Annotated in this window: 22 protein-coding genes and 1 rRNA gene; 8 read left to right on the forward strand and 15 right to left on the reverse strand. The window is 72.1% G+C overall.

The window, feature by feature from the left end:
* On the forward strand, window positions 1-1,100 hold a 1,100-nt coding region (locus F6X68_RS14690), incomplete at its 5' end, for a right-handed parallel beta-helix repeat-containing protein (protein ID WP_151454812.1).
* 240 nt (window positions 1,101-1,340) lie between these two features.
* Window positions 1,341-2,573 (forward strand): serine protease, encoded by a 1,233-nt coding sequence (locus tag F6X68_RS14695; RefSeq protein ID WP_151454813.1) that lies wholly within the window; start codon window positions 1,341-1,343, stop codon window positions 2,571-2,573.
* Between the two features lie 375 nt (window positions 2,574-2,948).
* Here the strand turns inward: F6X68_RS14695 and F6X68_RS14700 are convergent, their stop codons facing one another.
* A complete protein-coding gene (locus tag F6X68_RS14700; RefSeq protein ID WP_151454814.1) occupies window positions 2,949-4,817 on the reverse strand; it encodes an ABC transporter ATP-binding protein in 1,869 nt (622 codons plus the stop codon).
* 197 nt (window positions 4,818-5,014) lie between these two features.
* Here F6X68_RS14700 and F6X68_RS14705 point away from each other — a divergent pair, with 197 nt between their 5' ends.
* Entirely contained in the window at window positions 5,015-5,512 is a 498-nt protein-coding gene (locus F6X68_RS14705) for a pyridoxamine 5'-phosphate oxidase family protein (protein ID WP_192581405.1), read from the forward strand.
* Here F6X68_RS14705 and F6X68_RS14710 read toward each other — a convergent pair.
* The gene (locus F6X68_RS14710) at window positions 5,484-6,134 is read right to left on the reverse strand and encodes a DUF2306 domain-containing protein (RefSeq protein WP_225852210.1); all 651 of its coding nucleotides are present in this window, start codon (window positions 6,132-6,134) and stop codon (window positions 5,484-5,486) included. The genes F6X68_RS14705 and F6X68_RS14710 overlap by 29 nt on opposite strands.
* A gap of 562 nt (window positions 6,135-6,696) precedes the next feature.
* Here F6X68_RS14710 and F6X68_RS14715 point away from each other — a divergent pair.
* Together F6X68_RS14715 and F6X68_RS14720 are read left to right on the forward strand one after the other, a co-directional pair.
* Window positions 6,697-7,464: an RluA family pseudouridine synthase gene (locus F6X68_RS14715; protein WP_192581406.1), complete on the forward strand. Its 768-nt coding sequence runs from the start codon at window positions 6,697-6,699 to the stop codon at window positions 7,462-7,464.
* 232 nt (window positions 7,465-7,696) lie between these two features.
* Window positions 7,697-8,647 (forward strand): alpha/beta fold hydrolase, encoded by a 951-nt coding sequence (locus F6X68_RS14720; RefSeq protein ID WP_151454817.1) that lies wholly within the window; start codon window positions 7,697-7,699, stop codon window positions 8,645-8,647.
* Here the strand turns inward: F6X68_RS14720 and fxsT are convergent.
* From fxsT to F6X68_RS14780, 13 genes are all read right to left on the reverse strand, one after another.
* Entirely contained in the window at window positions 8,641-12,552 is a 3,912-nt protein-coding gene (gene fxsT / locus F6X68_RS14725; protein ID WP_151454818.1) for an FxSxx-COOH system tetratricopeptide repeat protein, read from the reverse strand. The genes F6X68_RS14720 and fxsT overlap by 7 nt on opposite strands.
* A complete protein-coding gene (locus F6X68_RS14730; RefSeq protein WP_225852211.1) occupies window positions 12,549-13,760 on the reverse strand; it encodes a TIR-like protein FxsC in 1,212 nt (403 codons plus the stop codon). Before F6X68_RS14730 ends, fxsT begins: the two co-directional genes overlap by 4 nt.
* Window positions 13,747-14,424 carry a TIR-like protein FxsC gene (locus F6X68_RS14735; RefSeq protein WP_151454819.1) on the reverse strand — a complete coding sequence of 226 codons (678 nt, stop codon included), beginning with the start codon at window positions 14,422-14,424 and terminating at the stop codon, window positions 13,747-13,749. The genes F6X68_RS14730 and F6X68_RS14735 overlap by 14 nt, the downstream gene beginning before the upstream one ends.
* A 77-nt stretch (window positions 14,425-14,501) precedes the next feature.
* Complete coding sequence (locus tag F6X68_RS14740) at window positions 14,502-15,299, reverse strand: aminoglycoside N(3)-acetyltransferase (protein WP_151454829.1); 798 nt, start codon at window positions 15,297-15,299, stop codon at window positions 14,502-14,504.
* Window positions 15,296-17,614 (reverse strand): FxsB family cyclophane-forming radical SAM/SPASM peptide maturase, encoded by a 2,319-nt coding sequence (locus tag F6X68_RS14745; protein WP_370518952.1) that lies wholly within the window; start codon window positions 17,612-17,614, stop codon window positions 15,296-15,298. The genes F6X68_RS14740 and F6X68_RS14745 overlap by 4 nt, the downstream gene beginning before the upstream one ends.
* 261 nt (window positions 17,615-17,875) lie before the next feature.
* A complete protein-coding gene (locus tag F6X68_RS14750; protein ID WP_151454821.1) occupies window positions 17,876-18,778 on the reverse strand; it encodes a DUF4231 domain-containing protein in 903 nt (300 codons plus the stop codon).
* Between the two features lie 67 nt (window positions 18,779-18,845).
* Window positions 18,846-19,295: a SitI3 family protein gene (locus tag F6X68_RS14755; protein WP_151454822.1), complete on the reverse strand. Its 450-nt coding sequence runs from the start codon at window positions 19,293-19,295 to the stop codon at window positions 18,846-18,848.
* Window positions 19,296-19,309: 14 nt separating this feature from the next.
* A complete protein-coding gene (locus F6X68_RS14760; protein WP_151454830.1) occupies window positions 19,310-19,732 on the reverse strand; it encodes a hypothetical protein in 423 nt (140 codons plus the stop codon).
* A 173-nt stretch (window positions 19,733-19,905) separates the two neighbouring features.
* Window positions 19,906-20,433 (reverse strand): DUF6244 family protein, encoded by a 528-nt coding sequence (locus F6X68_RS14765; RefSeq protein ID WP_151454823.1) that lies wholly within the window; start codon window positions 20,431-20,433, stop codon window positions 19,906-19,908.
* A 120-nt stretch (window positions 20,434-20,553) separates the two neighbouring features.
* A complete protein-coding gene (locus F6X68_RS14770) occupies window positions 20,554-21,069 on the reverse strand; it encodes a DUF6098 family protein (protein ID WP_225852214.1) in 516 nt (171 codons plus the stop codon).
* Window positions 21,070-21,155: 86 nt separating this feature from the next.
* On the reverse strand, window positions 21,156-22,214 hold the full coding sequence (trpS, locus tag F6X68_RS14775; RefSeq protein WP_151454824.1) for a tryptophan--tRNA ligase: 1,059 nt from the start codon (window positions 22,212-22,214) through the stop codon (window positions 21,156-21,158).
* A gap of 86 nt (window positions 22,215-22,300) precedes the next feature.
* A complete protein-coding gene (locus F6X68_RS33525; RefSeq protein ID WP_192581407.1) occupies window positions 22,301-22,477 on the reverse strand; it encodes a hypothetical protein in 177 nt (58 codons plus the stop codon).
* A gap of 31 nt (window positions 22,478-22,508) precedes the next feature.
* Complete coding sequence (locus tag F6X68_RS14780) at window positions 22,509-22,958, reverse strand: PRC-barrel domain-containing protein (RefSeq protein ID WP_151454825.1); 450 nt, start codon at window positions 22,956-22,958, stop codon at window positions 22,509-22,511.
* 283 nt (window positions 22,959-23,241) lie between these two features.
* Between F6X68_RS14780 and F6X68_RS14785 the strand changes: the two genes are divergently transcribed.
* The 3 genes from F6X68_RS14785 to F6X68_RS14795 form a co-directional block, all read left to right on the forward strand.
* The gene (locus F6X68_RS14785; RefSeq protein WP_151454826.1) at window positions 23,242-23,709 is read left to right on the forward strand and encodes a hypothetical protein; all 468 of its coding nucleotides are present in this window, start codon (window positions 23,242-23,244) and stop codon (window positions 23,707-23,709) included.
* 370 nt (window positions 23,710-24,079) lie between these two features.
* A complete protein-coding gene (locus F6X68_RS14790) occupies window positions 24,080-24,343 on the forward strand; it encodes an SCO4848 family membrane protein (protein ID WP_151454827.1) in 264 nt (87 codons plus the stop codon).
* A 1,024-nt stretch (window positions 24,344-25,367) separates the two neighbouring features.
* A 16S ribosomal RNA gene (locus tag F6X68_RS14795) occupies window positions 25,368-25,436 on the forward strand; the annotation flags it as partial.

Here is a 25,436-nt window from a genome sequence, read left to right on the forward strand (position 1 = left end):
CGACCACCCCGCCGCCGTCGAGCGGCACGCTGTACGTGGCACCGACCGGCACCGACAGCGCGTCCGGCACGGAGGCGAACCCGACGACGCTCACCTCCGCGATCACCCGGATCGCCGCCGGCGGCACGATCTACCTGCGCGGCGGCACCTACCGCTACTCGCAGACCATCACCATCGGCCAGGGCAACAACGGCACGTCGAGCGCGCGCAAGAACATCTTCGCCTACCCGGGCGAGACCCCGATCCTGAACTTCTCGGCCCAGAGTGAGGACCCGGCGAACCGTGGCCTCGCGTTGGGCGGATCGTACTGGCACATCCGCGGCATCGTCGTCGAGCGGGCCGGAGACAACGGCATCCTGCTCGCCGGAAACAACAACATCATCGAGCGTACGGTGACCCGCCACAACCGGGACTCGGGGCTCCAGCTCTCGCGGCTGGTGGCCAACGCGCCCCGCGACCAGTGGCCGTCCAACAACCTCGTGGTCAGCACCGTGTCGCACGACAACGTCGACTCCGACGGTGAGGACGCCGACGGTTTCGCCCCGAAGCTCACCGTCGGCCCCGGCAACGTCTTCCGCTACACCGTGGCCCACAACAACATCGACGACGGCTACGACCTCTACACGAAGAGCGACACCGGGGCCATCGGCGCGGTGACCATCGAGTCCTCTCTCGCCTACAACAACGGCACCCTGAGCAACGGTGGCCAGGCCGGGGCCGGCGACCGCAACGGCTACAAGCTCGGTGGCGAGGACATCGGGGTGAACCACATCGTCCGGGGCAACATCGCCTACGACAACGGCAAGCACGGTTTCACCTACAACCGCAATCTGGGCAGCATGCAGGTGTCGAACAACGCCAGCATCGGCAACACCGAGCGCAACTTCACCTTCGACGGCGGCTCCTCGGTGTTCCGGAACAACACCTCGTGCGACAGCGGCTCGAACGACAAGATCGTCGGCAACTCCGACAGCTCGAACCAGTTCTGGTCCGGCAGCAACGGATCCCGGTGCGCCCAGTACTCCGGCGCCCTGGGCTGGTCCTTCGCGTCCGACGGTCGCCTCGTGGTGACCTTCGGCGGCAGGGTCGTCACGCCGTAACGAACGGTACGACGCCGGCGTCACCGCAGCGGTGACGCCGGCGTTCCGTCCGGTGCGGCCCGGCCGTGGCCGGGCTCGACCGGGGGAGTGTGGCGTGCGGGTGGTCCCCGCCAGGAACCCGTCGGCGCGACCGACGACACCGTGCCGGTAGGTAGACATCGATATGTTTACATGCCTCCATCAATTCGTGTATGAAGGCTGCAAGCACGTCTGGGTGCTGGTTCCTCGGGAGGAGCGACGATGAAACATGCCATGCGCCGCCTACGAACGGCGGCGGTCGCGCTGGGCGCCTGCACACTCGGGCTGAGTCTGATGTCGGCACCCGCCGCCGAGGCGTACTCGGTGCAACCTCTCGCGCCGCAATCCGAACGGGCACCCGAATCGGAGCAGTTCTCGGCCGAGGGCGTCACCACGGTCGGTGAACTCCGCACCGTCGCCGGCACGCTCTCCTCCGCCGGCGACGGCCGGACGCAGGTCATCCGGCACCCCGGCGCGTCGTACGTCAAGGTGCACTTCAGCGCGCTGCGGCTGGCCCACGGCGACTACGTCACCGTGGCGAGCCCCGACGGCCGGGAGAGCTACCGGTACGACCGCTACCTGAACCGGGCGACCGGCGCGGACTACACCACCGACGGACAGCCGGGCTTCTGGGCGATGTCGGTGGAGGGCGACACCGCGGTGGTGACGATGCACAGCAGCCGCGCCTCCCGTGGCAACGTCGCGACCATCGACCGGTTCTGGCGCGGCTACGACCGCGCGGAGATCGCGCAGCACAACTTCTCCACGCAGTCCGTGTGCAGCACCGACGCCCGCCGCGACGTGGTCTGCTACCAGAACAGCCACCCCACCGAGTACGCCCGCGGCAGGGCGGTGGCGCGGCTGCTGATCAGCGGCGGCGGTATGTGCACCACCTGGCGGGTCGGCAACACCAACCGCATGCTGACCAACAAGCACTGCTTCTCGACGCAGGCCGCCGTCACCGGCAGCGAAATGCAGTTCAACTACCAGTGCGCCACCTGCGGCGGCTCGAACCCCGGCGCCGGCACCAAGGTGAGCGGGGCGACCCTCTACAAGGTGAGCAGCGGCGGCTCCAGTGAGTTGGACTACGCCCTGTACTCGGTGAACAACTTCACCAGCATCCAGAGCTTCGGCACGCTGTACCTGGCGACGACCGCCACCACCACCGGCACGCGGATGTACATCCCGGGGCACGGCGACGGCAGCCCGAAGCGACTGTCGATCTTCGAGGACACCCAGAACGGTGCGAACTGCACCGTCAAGAACGCGAACTACAACGCCTCGAACATCAGCTACAGCTGCGACACCTCCGGCGGCAACTCGGGCTCGCCGGTGCTGAACGCCAGCCACCGGGTGATCGCCCTGCACCACCTCGGCGGCTGCCCGTCGAACCAGGGCGCGAAGGCGCACCTGATCTACAACCAGATCGCCAGCCTGATCGACAACAACGGCTGACGACGACTGACGGCGGGCCGTCGGGGCGCGACACGCACCCCGGCGGCCCGTCCGCGCGCTCGCTCATCGCCCCCGGCACGCGCCGCGCTCGCGCCCGGACCTCAGGGGCGCCACGGTGCGTGACCATGGGTGACGACACTGGCGCGCGCTGCCTATCCTCGCGGCCATGGGAGCTGTCAAGCCGTGGCACGTGTTCGTCCTGACGATCTGCTGCCTCCTGCCGGCCGTGGCGGCGATCGTCGGCGGGATCCTGGCGACCCGCCGGTCGCGCGACCGGCGCTGAGCGGCCCGACGCGGTGCGGCGGCCTCAGCCCCCGCCCGGTGACGGCACACCCAGACCCGGGCGGGGCCGGTCGCGCGACCACGGGGGACACGTCAGGCCGGCACCGGTTGGTCGAACTGGGTGCGGTACAGCTCGGCGTACCGGCCGCCCCGGGCCAGCAGGTCGGGGTGCCGGCCGCGTTCCACGATCCGGCCCTGTTCGAGCACCAGGATCTGGTCGGCGGAGCGGATCGTGGAGAGCCGGTGCGCGATGACCACGCTGGTCCGCCCGGTCAACGCCTCACCCAGCGCCGCCTGCACCGCCGCCTCGGACGTCGAGTCGAGGTGTGCGGTGGCCTCGTCGAGGATCACCACACGCGGGCGGGAGAGCAGCAGCCGGGCGATGGTGAGCCGCTGACGTTCGCCGCCGGAGAGGCGGTATCCCCGCTCGCCCACGACCGTCTCCAGGCCGTCCGGCAGCGAGCGGATCAGGTCGGCCAGCCGCGCGCGACGCAGCACGTCCCACAGGTCGTCCTCGTTGGCGTCCGGTCGGGCATAGAGCAGGTTGGCGCGGATCGTGTCGTGCAGCAGGTGACCGTCCTGGGTGACCACCCCGAGGGCGTCTCTTACCGAGTCGCCGGTCAGGTCGCGGACGTCGCGCCCGGCGAGCCGGACGGCGCCGTCCTCCACGTCGTACAGGCGCGGCAGCAGTTGCGCGATGGTGGACTTGCCCGCGCCCGACGAGCCGACCAGGGCGACCATCTGTCCGGGCTCGGCGCGGAACGAGATCCCGTGCAGCACCTCCTCGCCGCCGCGGGTGTCGAGCTTCGCCACGTCCTCGAGCGAGGCCAGGGAGACCTTGTCGGCCGACGGGTACCCGAAGCGGACGTCGTCGAACTCCACCGCCACCGGTCCGTCGGGCAGCGGCCGGGCGTCCGGCTTGTCCTCGATCATCGGCTTGAGGTCCAGGATCTCGAAGACCCGCTCGAAGCTGACCAGCGCGCTCATGATCTCCACCCGCGCGCTGGCGAGCGAGGTCAGCGGCGCGTACAGGCGCGACAGCAGCAGGGCGAGCGCGACGACCGCGCCGGCGTCGAGCTGCCCGCCGATGGCGTACACGCCGCCCAGGCCGTACACCAGGGCCAGCGCGAGGGAACCGACCACCGTGAGGGCCGTGATGAAGACGGTCTGCAACATGGCGGTACGCACGCCGATGTCGCGCACGCGCCGGGCGCGGGCGGCGAACTCGGCGGACTCCTCCGCCGGCCGCCCGTAGAGCTTCACCAGGGTGGCGCCGGGCGCCGAGAACTTCTCGGTCATCCGGGTGCTCATCGCCGCGTTCAGGTCGGCCGCCTCCCGTTCGAGCCGGGCGAGCTTCCGGCCCATCCGCCGCGCGGGCAGCACGAAGATCGGCAGCAGCACCAGCGCCAGCAGGGTGATCTGCCAGGAGAAGGTCAGCATCACCGCGAGCGTCAGCAGCAGCGTCACGGCGTTGCCGACCACGCCCGAGAGCGTGTCGCTGAACGCCTGCTGCGCCCCGATCACGTCGTTGTTGAGGCGCGAGACCAGGGCGCCGGTGCGGGTCCGGGTGAAGAACGCGACGGGCATCCGCTGCACGTGGTCGAAGACGGCGGTCCGCAGGTCGAGGATCAGGCCCTCGCCGATCCGCGCCGACTGGTAGCGGGTGAGCAGCCCCAGCCCGGCCTCGGCGAGCGCGATCAGGGCGATCGCCACGGCCAGCCGCACCACCGTCGCCGTATCGGTGCCGGAGACGATCGCGTCGACCACCCGCCCGGCCAGCACCGGCGCGGCGACGGTCAGCACCGCGGCCACGACGCTGCCCGCCAGGAACCACGCGAGCAGGCGGCGGTGCGGGCGGGCGAAGCCGCCGATCCGCCTCAGGGTCGCCTTGGAGAAGGGCCGCTGGTCACGCTGATGCATCGCGTGGTGCAGGGACATCCACGCGGTGACTTCCATGCTCATGCCGCGAACCTAGGACCTGCAGCGCGGTTGAGGTCAAGCGAATTCGTCCCCTGTGGAATGCGGGAGCGCGGGACGGTCGGAGGGGCGCGTCCCTCCGACACTCCGCGGCGGCGGTGTCCGTCCGCTCGCGGACGCCGCCACACTGAGATACTCTCCGTGCTGCTTCAGTCACGATGTCGTCGTTCGAAGGGGAACCCATGGTGAACCGTGAGCCGGTCGCGGAACCGTCCTTTGCCAGCGAAGGCTCCAAGCCGATGCCCTGGTCGCAGGCGCGTGAGCGGCTGACGGAGGCGGGAGAGTTCTTCCTGTGCACGGTCCGGCCGGACGGCCGGCCGCACGCCGTGCCGCTGCTGGCCATGTGGCTCGACCAGAGCATGTACTTCTGCTCCAGCGAGACCGCCCACAAGGTCGACAACCTGGCCACCAACCCGCACTGCGTCCTCACCGTCGCCAGTCCGGAGCTGGACCTCTCGATCGAGGGCACGGCGTCCCGGGTCAGCGACTCGGCGACGCTCAAGCGCGTCGCCGAGGCGTACGGGGAGAAGTACGGCTGGGAGGTGACTCCGGTCGACGGTGGGATCGACGGCGACGGGATCGGTCCATCGCCGTACCTCGTGTACGAGGTGACCCCGGCCAAGGTCATCGGCATGGACAAGGGTTCCGGCTTCAGCGCGACCCGGTGGCGGTTCGACTGAGCACGCCGGCCGGGGGTGTCAGCTGAGCGCCGAGGCGTGCCGGGCGGGGGGTGCGGTGCAGCCACCAGTAGGCGATGGCGAGGTTCACCAGCACGCTGAGCCACCCGCCCGCCTCGGCGGCGACGACCGGGTTCATGGACAGCCCGGTCAGCGCGCTGAACAGGAAGATCACCCGTCCCCACATGGTCTGCAGGGCGAAGGCGAAGCTGTAGACCATCCACTTCCGGTGCTCGGCGTAGCGGCGCTGACGGGCCGCGCGGAATCCGAGCACCGTCGTGGCGATCCATCCCACGGAGGCCAGCGCGCTGCCGAGCAGCCCGTTCGGCGCCGCGGCGAACGGCATGAGGACGAGCGCGAGCAGCGCGGACGGGATGGCGCCGGCGAAGACGTACAGCCGCCCGCTGAGCCGGTGCACCCTCGGGTACCGCAGGCGCAGCCACGGCCAGGCCTGGAGGCACAACGTCACCAGCGCGATGGTGCCGAAGAGGATGTGCACCACCAGGACGGCGTAGTGCGACGCGAAGCCGTCGTTCAGCACCACCCGTGACTGGCTCGGGTCGAGACCGAGGTACGGCGGCAGGACGAACAGCAGGAAGGCCCCGTTCAGCGCGACCAGTGGCACGATCCACGGTCGTCTCCACCACCGTACGGACGATCCTCCGGCACCCGCCCTTCTCGCCGGCGGTCGAGACTCTTCGGCCTGCCGCGTCGGGCTGCCGGCCTCCTCCACGTACTGGGTCACGGTTGGATTCCTCCCAGGTCCGGACCGCGCTTTCCGCGCGGGTCTGCCTCGACCCCCATGTGCCGTTTTCACGGTAGAGTCCGACAACCCGCCATATTTCTTTCAAAATGCTGGCCTCGCCATTGGTCCGCTCCGTGCGGCGACGTACGGAGATGGTGTGGTCGACCCGGATTTGGTGATCCCACGGTGCGCCGGCATGCGGCTCGTGGCCGTCACCCGCACGGGCCGAGGGCCGGCGCGACGGTCCCGGGGCGCGGGCGCGGGCGCGATGCCCCCGGGGCGCGACGCCGCTCGACGTCGGGGCGGGCGGTCGCCGGGTTGGTATCCTTCGCCGTGCCGGCCCACCTGGCCCGGCTCGACCCCGCTCCGCGCGTCACCGATGTCCCGGGGCCGGCCGTCGGCGACACCGAGCAGCTCAGCACAGTCGAGAGCCGAGGCGATGATGACCACCTTCAGTTGGTCGGAACTTCGGCGCGATCCCATCCACGAGGACGACCACCTGCTCGTGCTCGACAAGCCGCCGGGCATCTCCGTGATGGGCGAGCGGCACGCCGAGTCCCTGACCGACCTGGCCGCCGCCGCCGGGGAGCCGGTGCACTGGGTGCACCGCATCGACAAGGTCACCTCGGGGCTGCTGCTGCTGGCCAGGACGCCGTCGGCGCACGCCTCGCTGACCCGGCAGTTCGCCAGCCGGGGCGCCGACAAGCGCTATCTGGCCTGGGTCGAGGGGGCGCGGCTGCCCGAGACCGGCACCATCGACCTGCCGCTGCGGCCGGGCCGCAAGGGCACCATCCGGATCGCGGGCGAGCGCGATGCCATCCGCTACGACGCCGACCGCCGCCGCTTCGCGCTGCCGGAGTCGGCCGTCGACCGGTCCAAGCCCTCCTACGAGTCCCGTACCGACTTCGCCACGGCGCTGGTGAGCGGCGACCGTACGCTGCTGGTGCTCAAGCCGGTCACCGGCCGGCGTCACCAGATCCGCGTCCACCTGGCGTGGCTCGGCTTCCCGATCGTCGGCGACCCGCTGTTCCACCGCGGGCAGGCGGACCAGCGGACGTACCTGCACTCGTGGGGCTGCGAGATCACCTGCGACTGGCGGGACGAGCCGCGTACCCGGTTCTGGGCCCCGCCGGGCGAGGAGTTCCTCGACGTCTTCGCCGACGGCCGGAAGCCCCGGCTCGACGACGCCCTCGACGCGCTGACCGCCTGACCGTCCGACCCCCGCCACCGGCGTCCCCGGTCGAAGCGGCCGCCGGAAGTTCCAGCGGCGGCAGACCGGCGGTGTCGTTTCCGACAGATCCGGCCCCTTGTTCCCGCTCGGCATAGCGGCGCGGCGGGCCCGACCATTAGGCTCGATTGTTGAGTGGAGCCGTCCGACATCGTCTCTACTCGATGCCGGGTTGCGAGTATTGGCTGGTAGCGGCACCGAAGGGCAGGACGGAGTGACCCGAGACGGCGAGCCAGGGGCCGACTTCGCCGAACGCGAGGACAGCAGACGCGTGGCGTACGAGGTGACCGGCGCGCCCGACGGCTTCCCCGTCTTCCTGCTCCACGGCACGCCCGGCAGCCGACGTGGCCCCAAGCCGCGCGGCATCGTCCTCTACCGCATGGGTGTCCGGCTGATCGCCTACGACCGGCCCGGCTACGGCGACTCCGACCGACGGGAGAACCGCGACGTCGCCGACGCCGCCCGCGACGTCGAGGCGATCGCCGACCACCTGGGCGTGCGGGAGTTCGCGGTCGTCGGACGCTCCGGCGGCGGCCCGCACGCCCTCGCCTGCGCGGCCGATGCCCGCCTGCGCGGCAGGGTGACCCGGGTGGCGGTGCTGGTCAGTCTCGCCCCGTGGAACGCCATCGAGTTGGACTGGGTCGGCGGCATGAACACCGGCAACGTGCGCGGGTTCGGCGCCGGCAGCCCCGACACCGCCGCCGTGGTGGAGGAGATCCGCCAGCGTGCCGAGCGGGCCGCCGCGGACCCACGGCTGCTCCTCGCGGACCTGAGGACGGAGATGAGCGCGGCGGACCGGCGGGCGGTCAACGATCCGGCGCTGCGCCGGCTCATCACCGACACCTACGCGGAGGCGCTCCGCTCCGGGCCGTACGGGTGGATCGACGACGTGCTGGCGTTCCGCCGCCCCTGGGCGTTCGACCTGTCGGCGATCGACACCGCGGCGACGCCGGTCCGGCTGTGGCACGGCGCCGACGACAACTTCGCCCCGGTCAGCCACGGCCGCTGGCTGGCCGCGCAGATACCCGGCGCCGAGATGGAGGTCCGGCCCGGGGCGGCGCACTTCGACGCGGTTGAGGAGTTGCCGCGCATCCTGCGCTGGCTCGTCGACCCCGACCCCGCGCTGAGCGCCGACCTGCTGATCGGCGCGCGGCCCGGTCAGTAGGGGTGCGGGTCGAGCACCCGCCGCACGTACCGCCCGTCGCGGAGCACCACGACACTGGGGTGGTGCTGCCCGACCCGGTTGGCGAGCCGGTCGGCGATCCGCATCCGCCCGATGCTCACCCGGCCGCCCGACAACGCCTGGTTGACGGTCTCCAGGTTGCCCCGGGCCCGCAACGTGTCGGGGTGCTCGGGCCCGAGCACCTCCGCGAGCTGCTCCACCACGGCCAGCAGCCGGTCGCGTCCCCGCTCCTGCTCCCCGGTGAGGATGGTGAAGACCGCGAGGTTGTTGGCCGCCGCCATGGTGAACGGGTGCCGGTCGCCGAGTGCGGCGAGCATCGCCGCCGCGGCCGCCTCGGTGATCGACAGGCTGGTGCCCGTGTCGCCGGCGTCCCACTGGGCCACGCCCAGGTTGACCCGGCAGACCAGCGAGTACGGGTGGTCGGCGCCGAACGCCTGGACGAACTGCTGCTCCACCTCGACCAGCTCCGCCAGGGCCTGCGTGTTCTGCCCCTGCAACATCAGGTTGGCCGTGCGGCTGAGCCGGCTGAACAGGGTGTCCGGGCTGGTCGGCCCGAGGGTGGCCAGCAGCCGCTGGTAGGTCTCGTCGAGCAACTGGGCCGCCTCGGCGATCTCCCCGGTGCTGCGCAACGACACGGCCAGGTTGGCCTGCGCGGTGAGCAGGTCACGGGACTGCTCGCCGAAGAGGTTCCGGTAGCCGGTCACCACCTCCCGTAGCAGCGCCACGGAACCCTCGTAGTCGCCGGTCTCCCGCAGGTCGCGGGCGAGGTTGTTGGCCGACACCAGGGTGTTCGGGTGCTCCGGCCCGAGGACGACCCGCTGTCGCCGGTTGGTCGCCTGGTCACCCTCGAGCGCCCGGTCGAACATGCCCATCAGCCGGTACGACACGGCCAGGTTGTTCGCCGCGGTCAGGGTCCGCCGGTGATCCTCGCCGAACACCTCGACCGATGCGGCGTACGTCCGCGAGCTGCGCTCCAGGGCCTCCCGGTAGCGGCCCAGGGTGCGCAGGTCCGCCCCGTAACCACCGGCGGTCATCAGCGTGTGCGGGTGGCTGTCGCCGATCAGCTCCTCCTGCTGGTGCAGGGTGTCCTCGTCCAGCCGGAGGGCCTCGTCGAACCGCCCGAGGCTGCGCAGCACGTTCGCCCAGTTGAACCGAAGGTGCAGCAGTTGGACGCGCAGCTTGCGGTGCTCCGTTCCGTCCGGCGGCAACTCCGCCAGCAGCGCCGACCACACGGCCTCGGTCTCCCGCGCGTACCGCTCGCCCTGCTCGTACCCGCCGCTGACGTAGATGTAGCGGACCCGGTCGATGACCAGTTGCCGGACGTCGTCGTCCCGGCAGGAGATCGCGTCGGAGCCGTCGAGGTGCGGCCAGAGCATCCGGAACCGTTGCCGGTTCGCCGGGTCCTCCACCTCACCCGGCGGTCGCGACCCGGCGAGGATCTGGTGCACCTCGTGCTTGGCCGTGACCAACTCGTCGTCGGTCATCCGGGCGCGCAGCGCGGTCTGCAACAGCCGGTGCACCTGCACGCGGTGGGCGTGCGGGTCCAGCTTGATGAGCGCGAGCTTGTTCATCCGCTGCACCAGCGTCGCCGCGATGTCACGCTCGGAGACCCGGTCGGCGACCCGCGCGGCGACGACCGGGTCGTGCGGGGCGATGACCCGCGCCACCCGGTCGCTGTAGAGCAGGTCGAGGGAGATCTCCGGGGCGAGCACCGACGCGAGTTGAAGGAGACGGTACGCCCCCGGGGAACCCTCCCGCAGCCGCTGGAGCGGGAGGTCCCAGACCTCCGTCTCCAGGCCGGTGCGGCGCAGCCCGGCCAGGTAGTCCTCGACCGGTGTGCGGGTGTCGGCCAACCACGCCCCGACCGTCGCGACGAAGATCGGCACGTTCTCCACGGCCTCGGCGACCCGCTCGGCCTCGGCGACGCTCATCAGGTGCTCGCCGAGGCGGGCGCGCAGGTGCGCCACGCTCTCCGCCCGCGCGAACTCGTCGACGTCCACCGCCCGCGCCAGGTCACCCCAGTCCGGGTTGCGGGTGGTGACCAGCACGTGTCCGTTGCCCTGCGGCAGGTAGGGCCGGACGTCCTCGTACTGGTCGGCGTTGTCGAAGATCAGCAGCCAGTGCGGCGGCGGGCTGCCGTCGGGGCGGCGCTCGGTCTGACCCAGCCGCTGCCGCAGGGCGCGGTTGGTCTCCGGGATCGTCGCCTGGCTCGGCAGGCCCAGCTCGTCGCTGAGCTCCGTCATGAGCACGTCGACGAACTGCGGCGGGTCGGCGGCGACCCACCAGATGATGTCGTACGCGCCCCGGAACCGGTGGGCGTACTCGATGGCGAGCTGCGTCTTGCCGAGACCGGGACCGCCCCGCAGGGCGACCGGGGTGCCGCTGCCGCCCGACGCCCTCAGCTCCTCACGGAGCCGGCGCAGCAGGTCCTCGCGCCCGGTGAAGCGGGCGTTGCGGGCCGGCGCGTTGAAGACCGTCGCGCGCACCCCGGGGAAGCGGGCCGGGCGCAGGCCGGCCGCGCCCACCGTGCGTCCCACCAGCTTCAGCAGGTGGGTCGCCGCGTCCTCGGCGGTGAGGTCGTGCACGGCCGTCCAACTGCCGACCGGGACGTCCGGCACGGGCGGGGTGTCGTCGACGTGCACGGCCAGCCAGCTCGGCGCGGCCCGGTCGCCACCGGTGCCGGAGCGGGCACGCCAGGCCGCCAGGTAGGCGCGGGAGACCAGCCGGACCTCGCGGAAGGCCGAGCCCGTCTGCTCGGGTGCCGGCCCGTCCAGGGAAGCGGTGACCACCCGCAGGTCCGCGGAGTTCAGCACGGCCTGCGCCCACTCCGCCCACACCTGGTCCTCGGGCACGTGCCGCAGCAGGATCAGCTCGTCCACGACCGTCGGCTTGCGTTCGAAGCGCTGCACCGTCCGGCGGCGCAACTGGTCGTCCATCCGGGGCAGACCGGTGATCCTGCCGTTGGTGATGTGGCTGGTCAACGTCTCGTACGCGGACAGCAGGGTGGTGCGCCCGCCCGGCTCGTCGCCGAAGGTCGCCAGCGTCTCCTCGTAGGCGTAGTACGCGCGGTACGGCACCTCGACGGTGAGCCAGTAGGCCTGCCGCTCGCTGTCGGTCATGCCGCCCGGCAGGCCGGCGAACTTCTGCATGGCCAGCGACCGCCCGGCGTCCCGCTTGCCCTTCTCCCCGTCGTCGACCCGCATCGGCACGGGCAGCACCCGCCGCGCCCGACGCCCCTCGTAGTCGCGGACGCGGGCGGCCACCGCCGCGGCGCCGTCGATGCCCTGGTCGCTGAGGGTGAAGCAGTCGACCAGCACGTCGGGCAGGTGGATGGTGCAGATCTCGGCGACGTCGCTGATCCCGGTGCGGCTGTCGATCAGGGCGTAGTCGTAGTGCCGCTTCATGTCCTCGCGCAGCGCGTCGAAGAACTGCGCGCCGCCGAGCCGGTTGTAGAAGTTGTCCCAGTTCAGGCCGGTCACGCTGGTCGCGTAGTCGGGATTGTGCCGGCCGGCCAGGAGCAGGTCGAGGCTGCCGCCGCCGGGGAACTCCCAGCTCACCGAGAACGCGTACCGGTGGACCCGCGCGTACTCCCGGTGCCAGTCGCCGGGCCGGGGGTCGGCGCCGGTCTCCTCGCGCCGGCGGGCGTTCTCCCACTCGTAGTCCAGGATCAGGTCCATGACGCCGCCGGTGGTGGCGACCTGCTCCGCGTCGAGGAACGGGGCGTAGAACCGGTGCAGGCCGGGAGACTCCAGGTCCCAGTCGGCGACGAGCACCCGCTGACCGTTCGCGGCGAGGATCCAGGCGGTGTTGGCCAGCGCCATCGTGCGGCCCGTACCGCCCTTGTAGGAGTAGAAGGTGATGACCTGCCCTTCGCGCGATGGCGTCATCGCTCGTCCTTCCCTCGCGTCGTGTCGAACGGCCGCACCGGCGGCAGGCTCGCGCCGGACCCGGGCGGCCCGTCGAAGGGCCGGGCCGGGCGCAGGCTCGGTCTCGGGGTGACCGGGCCGTCCGGCGGGTCGACCGGACCGTACCGGAGGAACTGCTTGCGGGCCTCGGTCACCAGCAGCGGGGTGCAGCGCTCGAACTCGTCGATCGCGCGTACCGGCATGACCCGGGGGAACCCGGCGGCCTGCAACGCTTCGGAAACCGACTCGGGTGCCGTCGCGCCACGCTCGTGACCGGCGGCGATGACCAGCGGGACGACCCAGCGGGGCAGATCGTCCAGCGCCGAACGGATGGCGGCGGCACCGGTCGCGGCGTCCACCAACACGACGGTGGGGCTCCGCGGCGCCAGGGCCCGGGCCGCCGCCAGGTCGACGACCCGGGTGGGCAGGCCGAGCCGCTCGGCGGTCGCGGCGACGTGGTCGGCCACGGCCAGCTCGTGCTGCCCCGCGTAGGGCCGCCACCGTGCGTGGTCGGTGAGGGTGGTGACCACCAGCGCCGGGCCGACGCTGTCAGGCACCGGGTGGCTGGACAGCGTCGTCGCCCGGGACCGGGCCAGCGGCTGCGTCTCGGTCACCGTGACGATCTGCTTCGCCAGCGCCTCGAGGACCCGCCGGTAGAGGTCGTGGTAGGCGCTGAGCTTGCAGAGGGCGCGCAGGCCGTTCTCGGCGTAGTCGGCCCGGTCGCCGGCGTCCGGAACCAGGTCGAGGGCCCGGGTCGTCTCCGGCCGCTCGCCCCAGGACGGCAGCGGCAGCCACAGCACCGGCACCAGGTGCCGTTCGGCCTGCGCCGGGGTGAGCCGGGTGAGTCGGCTGCGGAACGACTCGCGTTCGCCCAGCGCCCACGCGTTGCGGAAGTAGTTCGGTGAGTGCAGCGGCACGAAGACGTGCGCGAGGCTGAGCGCGTCGGTGAGCGTCTGCCTGAGGTCGGCTCCCGGGTTGACCTGGCCGTCGAAGAAGCCGGCGTCGAGGTCGCGGCTCCTCGTGGCAGCGTGCCGGACGGCGGTGGCCAGGTCGTTGAAGAACCGGTTGACCCAGTAGTCGGTGTCCGGCCGGACACCGGCCGACAGCGGCACCGAGTGGGCGTAGCTCAGGAAGAAGTAGGTCTCCCGGCGGGATGCGCCCCGGGGCGGAACGGGGTCAGACCACGTCATGTCCGCCCTCCTCGAACGTGGTGCGCAACTGCCGCACGTCGGTCGGGACCTGTGCCTGCACCCAGTGCGTCCGATAGGCCCGGGCGACCCGCTGCGCCAGCCGCCAGACCACCGCGTCGTAGGCGGCCTTGCCGGTGTCGCCGAGGCTCAGTAGACCGTAGATGCCCTCTTCGTGGTATTGCGGAGCGATCTCCGGGGGCAGCCGGGTGGGGGTGAACATCTGCCTCCGCGACACGGCCGCCGGCAGCCGGCGACGCTCCACCAGGGACCAGTTGACCGGGATGACCGGCGTCTCCCCCGCCGACGGCTCGGCACCCGGCCGGGTCAGTATCGGCCGGCGGGTGAACGCGTCCCACTCGCGGGCACACCAGTCGCTGTTGAGGTAGTGAGTGGAGATCAACGGGATGAAGACCTGGCAGTGCCCGGCGGCGAAGGCCAGGTCGTCGGTCCATACCTGCCCGCCGTCGAGCATCCGGTCCATGAATCCGGCCGTGCGCCCCGGGCCGAGGCCGAGCAGCTCGACGACATGGTCGGAGAGGTCGACGAAGAGCTGGAAGACCTTCTGGTTGGTGTCCCGGGGCGCCGCGACCTGGTTCTTCTTGTGGGCATAGCTGAGAAAGAACACGGGGGCGCTCTCGTCCTCCCAGAGCGTGCCCTCTGTCAACTGAGGCTCCCGACCGGTGCGGCGACTCCCGACCGTCCACAGTATCGACCGTGGCCAACCCTCCGCTGCCCCGCTCGTCACCGCCGGTGCTCATCCATCCACCCCCGGGCGAAGTCGACGGCCACCCGAAGGTCCGTGAGCCGGCAGTCGGCGCCGCCGACCGGCCCGCGCCGCACCGCGCCGGCCTCCGTCAGTGCCCGGCCGATCAGCGGAAAGTCGGTGTCGTGGAGATCGAGGGCCTGGAAGTCGTGCCGGACCCGCCGCCCGGCGGCGTCGCGCACGTAGCACCGGTACGCCCGGTCGACCGGCGGGCGGCGCAGCCGGTACTCGGCCAGGTGGAACGCCGTGCAGACCGACCAGTCGACGCCGAGCAGCAGCACCACGGCGTCGGCGGCGTGGAGCGCGCCGAGGGGTGAGCGTTCGCCGAGGTGGCAGTCGAGGTCGTGGACGGCGGTCAGCCGGGCCGCGTCGGGGCCGAGGGCGGCGAAGGAGGTCTGCGGGTGGTGGCTCCGGCACGCCCCGGGCTGCCGGCGTACGTGCTCGGCGAAGACCCCCATGCCCTCGGCGGGGCTGCGCTCCGGGTCGAACGGCACGATGGCCGCCTCCGCCGCCGCGACTCCGGCGGGGCCCGAGCCGGCGGTCGCCGCCCGGAACGCCCGCGAGGTGGTGGAGTTACCGGCCGTCTGCGCCGGTACGACCACCGTGCCCGCTCCGCCCAGCACGTCCCGCAGGGCGGCCAGCAGCGTGGCGGGGCCGCCCGCCACCCGACCGACGCGGGACAGGGCGCAGTGCACCAGCACGGTGGACCCCGGCCGCAGTCCCAGCGCGCGCAGGTCCGCCGTCAGCGTGGCCCGCCGGAGCGGGCCGGCGGTCACGGCCACGTGTCCACGGTGGCGCGCATCCCCCCGACGAACCGCTCGCCGGCGGCGGTCAGGACGCCGAGGTCGAGCAGGGCGTCGAGGGCCCCGTCGGTCCAGTCCCGGTAGCGGCGGAAATGGTCCCCGGCGGCCGGCCCGGGGCGGTGGCGCCACACGTCGGCGACGGCCAGATGGGCGTAGACGCCGTGCAGCACGCCCTCCACCGGGCGCGGGTCGTCCCGCCACGGCACGCGCAGCGTCCGGGTGTCGTCGCGGTCGAACAGGTCGCAGACGTCCAGCACCGCGCTGAGCTTGAGGTGCTGCACCTCGTGCACGAGCAGCACGGCGAGGGTGGCGTCGTCGGGTACGGCCGTGACGGCCACCGCGCCGAAGGCGACGCCGGCGGCGGCACTGCGGAACCGGCCGGTCGGCTCCGCGCGCAGCGGCACGACGGCCCGCAGCAGGGTGCGTACGCCCGCCGTGTAGCTGGTGGCCTCGGCGTCGATCCGCCGCACCGCCCCCTCCAGCCGCCGCGTCCACCCCAGCGCGGCGGCGCCGGACAGCCGCGGCTCGACCGGCAGGTCGTAGCCGTTCCGGTGCGGATCGGTGTCCTCCAACAGCAGCCGGTTCCCGCCGAGACGGACGGCACGCACCGGCAGCCAGCCGTCCGGCCCGTCCTTTCGGGCCGGGTCGCCGTCGTGGCCCGGGAGGACGGCGATCCGCCGGCCGGCGAGCCGGACGTCGCCGTCGTCGACGACGAGCCTGACGACGCCCCGCTCGGCACCCACCGCGAGCGCGCCGAGCGTCGGCAGGCTGACCACCCCGTCGCGCACCGGGACGGGCAGGTCGGCCCGGACCCGGGCGCGGACGGCGGCGGCCGCCGCCACGCAGGCCAGGTAGGACAGCTCGGCCGTCCCGTCCCGGCAGCGCCGTGCCCAACGGCGCACGAAGGGGTGGGCCAGCACGGCGCGGACGGCGTCGGGGTGCGCGTCGTCCAGGTGGACCAGCAGCCGCCAGCCCTCGGCCGCCACCGGGTCGCCCGCGGCCCGCTCGCTGAGCGCGACCAGCAGGGCGCGCACCAGCGCCAGGTGGACGGCGGCGAGCTGCGCGGCCGAGCCCGCCGCGCCCGCGCCGGTCGCCAGGTCGTCGAGGACGCGCGGGTGGAGCGAGTCGGTGGGCCGGTCGGGTTCGTCGGCGACCGGGGCCGCCGTCACCACCCGGACGAGTTCCAGCAGGTCCGGGCAGTAGACGGACGGGTTGTCGAAGCCGTCCCCGGCGCGGTACCGGTGGGCGTAGAGCCCGCCGCCGCAGTGCCCGACCACCGGGCACGCGCGGCAGGTCGCGCAGAGACCGTCGAGACCGGTCTGCCGTACGGCGATCGCCGGGTGGGCCGCGGCGTCGTCCACCCGGTGGCGGAAGACGTCCAGGCCGGTGGCCGCGGCGCCGTCGAAGGCGGACTTGAGCGAGTCGACCTGCTCGAAGGTGCCGTCGGTCTCGACGACGACCAGGTCGGCCGGGCCGAGCCCGACCGCCTCGCTGCGGCTGCCGTGCCCGGACGCGGTGGAGAGCAGGGACTCCAGCAGGCGGATCGGCACCGGACGCCCGTCGGCCAGCCACCGCCGGTGGACGGCCAGCAGCCAGTCGGCGTACGGAGTGGCGGGGCCGTCGGGCCGGGCGGGCGGGTTGTCCCAGTTGGCATGCGGCAGCAGGAAGTCGACGTGCGGAGGCTCCTCGGCCAGCAGCGCCTCGTACACCCGGATCGGGTCGTTGGCGAGGTCGACGGTGCAGAGGATGCCCGCGTAGCTGCTGCGGTACGCGGGGCTGCGCAGCAGCGACAGCGCCCGCAGCACCTGGCGGTGGCTGCTCGACCCGTTGGCGTGGCGGCGGTGCCGGTCGTTGGCGGCCCGGTCGCCGTCGAGCGAGATCCCCACCTTGACGTCGTGGGCGACGAGCACGTCGCAGGTCGCCGGGGTGAGCAGCACACCGTTGGACTGCATCCGCAGGTCGAGGCGGGCCACCGGGCCGATGACGCGCCGCAGGGTGCCGGCAGTGGAGTCGAGCCGGGCGGCGCCGGCGAGCAGGGGCTCGCCGCCGTGCAGGACCACCCGTACGGCGTCGAGCCGGTGCGCCGCCGCGTGCTCCGCGATCCGCTCCGCGACCGCCGCCACCGTGGCGGAGGCCATCACCCGGGGCTGGCGCCGCCAGGACTGGTCGGGGTGCTCGTAGACGTAGCAGTGGTCGCAGGCGAGGTCGCAGCGGCTGACCAGCTTCAGCACGTACTGCGTCAGCGGGGCGACCTGCCCGGTCGGCTGCCCGTCCGGCTCAGATCGCAGAGCTGAACGCCGCGACGTCGACACGCGCCGGACGATCCTCCCTCCGGCCGGCCACGCGCGCGACGGACCGGGCCCGGTCGAGGGAGATCCGGCCGAGCGGGGTACGCCGGAGGTCGTCCAGTGGCGGCGCGGTCGGATCGGGCTGGCGTGCGGTGCGATCCACGTCGGTTCCCCCATTTGGAGTCGGGAGTGGACGGACGACCGCCCACGACGACGGTCAACGACGACTATCGACGATGCTATATGGCACAACCAGTGATGTCACGGCTGCGCAGCGCCATCCTGCTCGATCATCTTTGCCATCCAGCTCTCGTTGGACAGCGAGATGATGCGCTCCGCCTCGGCGACGAACGCGTCGTCGCCGGCCCAGCCCAGCCCGGCCTCGCGGGCCGTGCGCAGCCGGGTCAGCTGGTCGGCGGTGCGGGCGTACTCGATCTGGTGGTGCTCGTACTGCTGGGCTGAGCCGTAGCCGACCAGCGCCGTGGTCACGGCCGCCGCGACACCGATCCAGGCGGTGAGGCCGAGGTTGTCGCCGAGCACCCCGACCGTCGCGGAGACCAGGGCGGCGGCGATCGTGAGCCCCGTCGCCGCGTACCGGACCCGCCGCGCGGCGCGGGCCATCCGGCGGGCCGCCGGCAGGTAGTAGCCGTCGACCTGCCGCTGCAACCGTTCCGTCACGTACGTCGCCACGTCCGAGACGGCTGGCAGCGGACGGTCGGCCGGCGGCGCGTCCAGGGTGCGGCCGACCAGGTCGCCGGCGTCGTCCATGAGCGCGTCGAACCGGCCGAGCAGGACAGCGTCCCGGTCCGCGCCGCCGAACGGGGCGACCCCGGCGAGATAGCGGTAGGTGTCCGCCTTCAGCGCCTCGGAGACCGAGCGGAGCCGGGTCCACGCGTGCACCGCCTCCCGGGAGGACCACCGGGCCGCCAGCGGCACCACGAGCAGCGCCGCCGCCGCGACGATCGCGAGCGCCCGCCCCACACCGGGGTGGGCGTGCCCGAGCTGGTTGGCGAGGGTGCCGCACACGGCGGCCCCCACGGTGAGCGCGGCGATGGTCAACCGCGCACGGGTGATCGCACGCTTGGCCTCACCGGACGCCCGTGACCAGGCAGCCTGCCGCTGCCAGATCGTCGCGACCGCTGCCGGGACATCGAAGTTCGCCACGATCCGATGGTAGGACGGCCGCGCCCGCGCCAGGGGGACCCGAAACGGCCAATCCGGCGGGCGGCGGTCAGCTGGGCAGGAAGCTGTCGTACGCCTCGTCGTACCAGTCGGCCTCGTTGTGTCGGCGGATCGCGCCGTCGAACCGGGTCAGCAGCAACCAGTTGTCGTTGAGCACCAGCGCCGCGTCCTCGGGCCGGTCGGCCAGCACCCGGCCCACGGTCCGAAGCATGTGCGGCCTGCCCTTCTCCCCCAGCGTGTCCTTTCGCATGTGGAAGTCGATGTCGACGTAGGTTGCCGGTTCCCACTCCCACGGGACGCCGCCGTCGTCCTCGGCCCCGTAGTAGCCCCGGCTGCCGGCGACGATGCTGACGGCGTAGCCGCACTCCTCGTTCAGGTCGGCGCTGAGCATCCGGGCGCCGGAGTGCGTCGTGGTCTCGGCCGCCTCGGGGGCGACCAGCGAGGCCATCCGGTCCAGCGGGACGTCGCCCGCGAGCGTCAGTCGATAGGTGATGGACATGCGTTCGACCTTCCTCAGTCCCGCCGGACGATCTGGACGATCTGGCCGCTCCGTGTGACGGCCACCAACTCCTTCAGCCCCGGTACCGGCCAGTCGTCGAACTGCTTTTGCAGGGCGGCGGGATCTCCCCGCCAGTCCTGGAGGTTCAGTACTACCCGTTGGCTCTGCCGCCGCCCGACCTTCCTGCTCACCGCACTTGAGATGGAGCGTGGTGCCGCAGAGGAAGTGGGAGCGTAGCAATCGAAGACGAGCCCTTCGATCAGGTAATCCGGCGACCTCTTTTCGTCGACGACGTCGCCGGCATTCAGCTTGGCCGTCGCGATCTCCTGTTTCGTGGGGTTCTGGTGCACCCGATAGCCACTGCTGGCGACCGTGTCGGCGGCCTCGTTCTCCAGTTCCAGGCTGCGGCGTTCGGCCGGTCTCTCATTGGCCGGGATTCGGGTGCGTGGTCCGGTCGGTGTGCCGCCGGCGGTGCCGGTGGCGGGTCTGGTCCACGGCGCGGAGTCGTGGGCCGGGTCGTGGATGGGATCCTCGTGCCCAGGGTGGCGGCCGGCGGTGCCGGCGTCGGCGGTCGAGGTAGGGCTGGTCGGTGTGGTGCCGCCAGCCCCGGTCAGTTTCCCGCCGACCCCAGCTGTCGGGCCTCGGCGATCGCCGTCTCGACCGCCTGCCGGGCGCTGGCGGTGCGTTGGGCGACCAGGCTCAGGACCTGCGTGATGCTCTCCAGGGACTGCACGAGAGGGCCCGGTTGGCCGCCGTGCAGGACGGTGGTGACGAGTTGTCGTGTCTCGCGGACCTGCGCGATGGTGGCGGCGGCGGTGTCGCGGATGCCGTCGCACGCGTTGTGCACCGGTGCCAGGCCGGTGATCGTCTCGTGCGGGCTGGCCTCCTGCGGGACGGCCGCGGTGGCCTTCGTGGCCTCGCCGATGGTGGTCGCGAGGCTGCCCAAGCTGCCCCGGACGGCCGAGATGCCGTCGCGTACCCGGATCACGCCCGCCGCCACGGCGGCGAAGCCGGCGCCGGCGGCGCGCAGGGCAACCTCCTGCGCCTGGTTGTCGGCGGCGGACGCCAGCGCCTGCGCCCTGTCGACGCCGGTCGTCAAGGCGCGCAGTTCCCCGGTGATCTTCTCGATGTGCGACACGCGGCCGACTTCCCCCGATCGACGACAGTGAGATACCCGAAGCTGAAACCTAGCGACCCGCGCCCCCGGGCCGCCAGACCTCGGGGGCGGTGGGGGAGGCCGACCTGGTCGCGGGGCGGATCAGTCGGCCCGGTGCAGCGGTCCCCACTCCGTCGACGCCTGCGCCTCGACGACCCGGTCCGCCTCCCGCAGCGCCCGCTCCGACACCCACGCGACCGGCCGGCGGCACCGCACCAGCGGCTCGTTGTCCGGTCCCCGGCCGCGCTGCTCGCCGGCCAGCACCCAGGGGCGTACGCCCGGGCCGCGTAGCCGCCGCAGGTGGCAGTAGTCGTAGAGCCGGCGGGCCACCCACAGCCGCAGCGGCCGATCGCCCCACCACGACTCGACGGCGAGCGGATTGGCGGAGAGGCCGGGCAGGTCGATGCCGGTCAGCGCGTCCTTGCTGGACTGCCCCGACCCGTGCTCGCCGGACAGGTCGACGCCCGGCCCGCGGGACCACCGGACGTACAGCTGCTCACCCGGGGCCGCCTTGCGCAGCAGGTCGACGAGCTGGTCCAGCTCGTCGACGACCGGCAGCACCGCCTCGTACCGGACCACGCCCATGGTGTTCCAGTTGCCCCGCCCGGAGCCACTCATTCATCCCGCTGCGACCGCTCCGCACGAACCGGCCCGGTGCCGGAGCTCATTCCCCGTCCCGGGCCGGTCGCCGGTCGTACGACCGCTCAGGCCGGCGTGGCCGTGGCCTTGCGGTGCCGCTCGGCCCGGCGGCGCACCTGCGTGTACGCGCTGGTCAGCCCCATCGCCCGGCGGACCTCGACGAGCGTCTGCCGCACCTCGTGGCGGGTCCGCTCCGTGCCCTCGAAGATCAACTGGTCGACCAGCCCGGGCTCGGCCTCGATCCGGGCCCGGCGTTCCCGGATCGGGTCCAGGAACCGGTCGAGCGCGACGACCAGTTTCTCCTTCACCTCCACGTCGCCGACCCGCCCGGCCCGGTAGCGCTCCTTGAGGTCGTCGACCTGCGCCCGATCGGGGTTGAAGATGTCGTGGTACGCGAAGACCGGGTTCCCCTCGACGGTGCCGGGCACGTCGGCGCGGATCCGGTTCGGGTCGGTGTACATGCCCAGCACCGCGCGGCGGACCGTCGCCGGATCGGCGGAGAGCGCGATCGCGTTGCCCAGGCTCTTGCTCATCTTCGCCCGGCCGTCCGTGCCGACCAGGGTGGGCGTCTCGGACGCGATCGTCTCCGGCACGGGGAACACCTCCCCGTAGAGGTGGTTGAAGCGCCGGGCGATCTCCCGCGTCACCTCCACGTGCGCCGCGTTGTCCTTGCCGACCGGTACGACCTGCCCCTTGACGCAGAGGATGTCGGCGGCCTGGAGCACCGGGTACCCGAGCAGGCCGTAGGGCATCTCCTCCTTGCCGGCGTCGCGGGCCATGTCCTTGAGCGAGGGCACGCGTTCCAGCCGGGGCACCGTGACCAGGTTCTGGAAGAGGGTGTTCAGGTCGCCGACCTCCGGGATGGCCGACTGGAGGTAGAAGGTGGCACGCCGCGGGTCGACGCCGGCGGCCAGGATGTCGGTGACCATCTCCCGGGCGTTGCCGGCGACCCGCTCGATGTCCTCGCGGGTGTTCCGCGTGGTGAGCATGTGCAGGTCGGCGATGATGAAGAAGCTCTCGTAGCGCTGGTGCAGCCGCACCCGGTTGGCGATGCTGCCGACGTAGTGGCCGAGGTGCAGCCGCCCGGTGGGGCGGTCCCCGGTGAGCATCCGTGCAACGGACATGGTGGTACGCCTTTCGTGCCTGGTGGACGAGGTGTGCGCGGGCGCGCGTCGACCGGGGATGTCATCCCGGGTCGGTCAGGGTCGGCTCAGTGAGCCGAACGCCATCGCGCGCCGTCGCGGAACCGCAGTCCACCGGCACGAAGTACGTCGATCATCCGCTCGCGGCCGTCGTCGGAGCGGGTCGGAGAGATGGTCACGACACCGAGCGGGAGGCCGTCGACCAGGTCGACGACCTCCGGCGCGTAGCTGATCGGCCGGACCATGTCCCCACCGTAGCGGGTCCGGCCTGCCCGCTCAGCCCTGCCGGTAGCTGTCCCGGTAGTAGTCGCCGATCCGGTCCCGGTAACCGGGCTCGCCGTAGGCATCCGCGTCGAAGGCCGGTGACTCCTTGACCTGGCCGCGGGTGCGGTCCACGTGCACCGTGCGGTCCAGGTGGTCGACCCGCGTCACAGTGCCGGCCGGCAGCAGGACCTTGCGGCCGAAGATCCACGGCCCGGTGTCCACCACCAGCCAGCGGGCGTCGGTGTCGTCGCTGGCCTCGTCGACCGAGCCGATCCGCCCGTCGGTGGCCTCCACGCGGTAGCCGACCAGGTCGAGCGGGGTGCCGGGGCCGGGGGCGTCGGGTCCGTCGCCGCCGGGCTCCGGCCCGTCCGGCGGGGCGGAGTCGGGGCTGGCTCCGGAGTACCCGCCGGCGAGGGCGGACGGGTCGCGCCAGGTCCAGGGGTTGAATGTCGACGGCTGCACGGGTCACCTCCGATGACGGTCTGCGCCGGTCCCCAAGTCAGTGCCCCGCCCGCGCTCCCGGGAAACAACACGGCAATTTTCGGTTCACTGAAATTTCTCGGTGCGAAGTACGTCATATTCGCCGACCGTCGATGAATGGCGCGCTGTGCCGCAGGTGGCGGCGACGGGAAAGGGGCCGCGCACATCCGCCGGGGATGCGGAGTGTCCAGTCGGCACATTCGTTCGGTCAACCGGGCCGACCATTCTGGTGACGCATCTGTCGCAGAGGAAAAGGGGGACACGGATGTACCGCACCATTCGTCGGCTCGGGGTCGTGCTCGTCGTCGCGGTCGGGCTCGTCGCCGGGGCCGGCGCCGCCGCCCAGGCGGCCGTCGTCAACCCGGTCACGCCGCAGTCTCTCTGCGGGCTCGGATACACGGTCGTGGACCAGGACCCGATCCGGCACGCGGAGACCGGCGTCCGGCTCGGCACCGTGTACCTGCTGCACAACGCGATGGTCGGCTACGGCTGCACGGTCACCGTCAAGTCCGCCTACATGGGGACGCTGACCCGCACCCAGGTCTACCTCGCCGCCCAGTACCTGCCCACCCAGACCGACGACGGCGACAAGCTCTGGGCGGCCGGGCCCGCCCGGGCGTACGTCAGGGGCGGTTGCATCATCTGGGGCGGTTTCATGGCCGACCCGAGCGGCACGATCCATTACCACGACCGGGCGAACCCCGCGATCGGCGGCATCGGCACCTGCTTCTGACGGTGTGTTCGGGAGGTCCGCGATCATGCGGGCCTCCCGTTTCCGGGGAGCCGTGCGAATCGCCCACCGCAGTTTCGGAATGGCACAAGGAAACGCGTTACTGCTCACCGTTCTCTTCGGCTTTCGGTAGGTCCACGTGCACGGGGGAGCCGCCCGACGAACGGTCCGCCAGTTCGGCTACGGCTCGCACCAGCTCCCGGCCGCCGAGGCACTGCCCGTCAAGCCGCACGACATACGGGAGCGCTGCGCCGCGCTCCCGGCTTGAGCGCACGGCACGGCGCCGGCGGCGGCAGGTCCCCGGCGGTGGCAGGTCCCCTGACCTGCGCCTCCACCGCTGGCCCGTCAGCTCGCGCTGGCATACTCGGCAGCCATGGTGCTGTCGCGCGGCTGGGCGCTCTTCCTCACCGGGGTCGGAATCTGGACCTGGGTGATCTGGCCGAGGTTCGCCGTCGCCATCTGGAAGGACCCGCGGGCCTGGTCCACCGGCAGGGTCGGGGAGTTCCCGGCCACCGGCTTCCTCTGGATCCACGCTCTGCTGATCGCGGCGTCTCTGCTCATCGGCACCACCGTCGGTGTGCTCGGCGTCCGAGCCTGGCGGGCGGCCGGCCGGCGCGCCGACCGTCAGGCACCCTGACGGACGCTCCACCGTCACCGGGCTGCCGCACGGGCCCCCGAGGTCCATTGCTACCGGGCTGCTCCACCGTGCCCCCGAGGTCAACTGCCACCAGGCTGCTCCACCGCACACCAGAGTTCCGCGACACGCCGCGCCACATTCACTGCCACCAGGCCGCTCCAGGGTCGTGGGGGATGCCGCGGTTCCCGGCGCGCTGACACCTCCGCCGGCACCCTGCGGCAGGCATGTGCGGATGAGGCGTGACTGCGGCGGGTGCGGGCGTTTGGAAGGTGGTGGTGCTGCCCCGTGGCGGTGGCGCCTTGGCTGCCGGGCGAAGCACCGCAAGGGCCCTGGCTGCCGGGGACAAGCGCCGCACCGGCACTGAGCAGGCGATATAGCGAGCGGGAAATGATGTGACCGGGGACGCTACCCCCGGATTTGACGTTCAAACCCGCAGACGCGTAACTTTCTCTCTGCCAGCGCGGAACGGGGCAAACAGGGCGAAAGTCCTGAGGCGTCGAACCGAACTGGCCCGGGTCGGACGGGATCGAATCCTTGGACGACGCGGCCCCGGGCGGGGCTCACCGGATCTGCCGCGAGGCGGATTTGGTGCAGCGAAGCCGACCGGGTAAGGTTCACGGCCGGCAGGGATCCGGGCGAGCTCGCGGGAAACCGCAGAGCGGCCGGTCTGCCAAATCCGATGATCAACGCGGCGGTTCGCTGCTGCGTGCGCTCGTCGGAGCCAACCCGTACGAAGCACGACAGACCGGAACAAACGGTTTGACACGGCGAAGACGGTGAGGTAACGTAGTAAAAGTGCCCGGCGCGAGAGCGCCGGACACGGTGAACGAAATACCCCGGGTCGGGTGCTCCACGGTGTGGGGTTTCTGGGCGGTGTGTGGTTGTTCTTTGAGAACTCAACAGGGTGCTTGATAAGCCAGTGCCAATTATGATTTATACCCCGGACTGGTCAGGCTTCGGTTTGGCTGGTCTTGGATTCCTTTGGCAACACTTTTTGTTGTCGGGACAGTTTTTCAACAAGTTTTTGTTGGAGAGTTTGATCCTGGCTCAGGACGAACGCTGGCGGCGTGCTTAACACATGCAAGTCGAGCGG

Source organism: Micromonospora sp. AMSO12t, assembly GCF_008806585.1.
Taxonomy (GTDB): Bacteria; Actinomycetota; Actinomycetes; order Mycobacteriales; family Micromonosporaceae; genus Micromonospora; species Micromonospora reichwaldensis.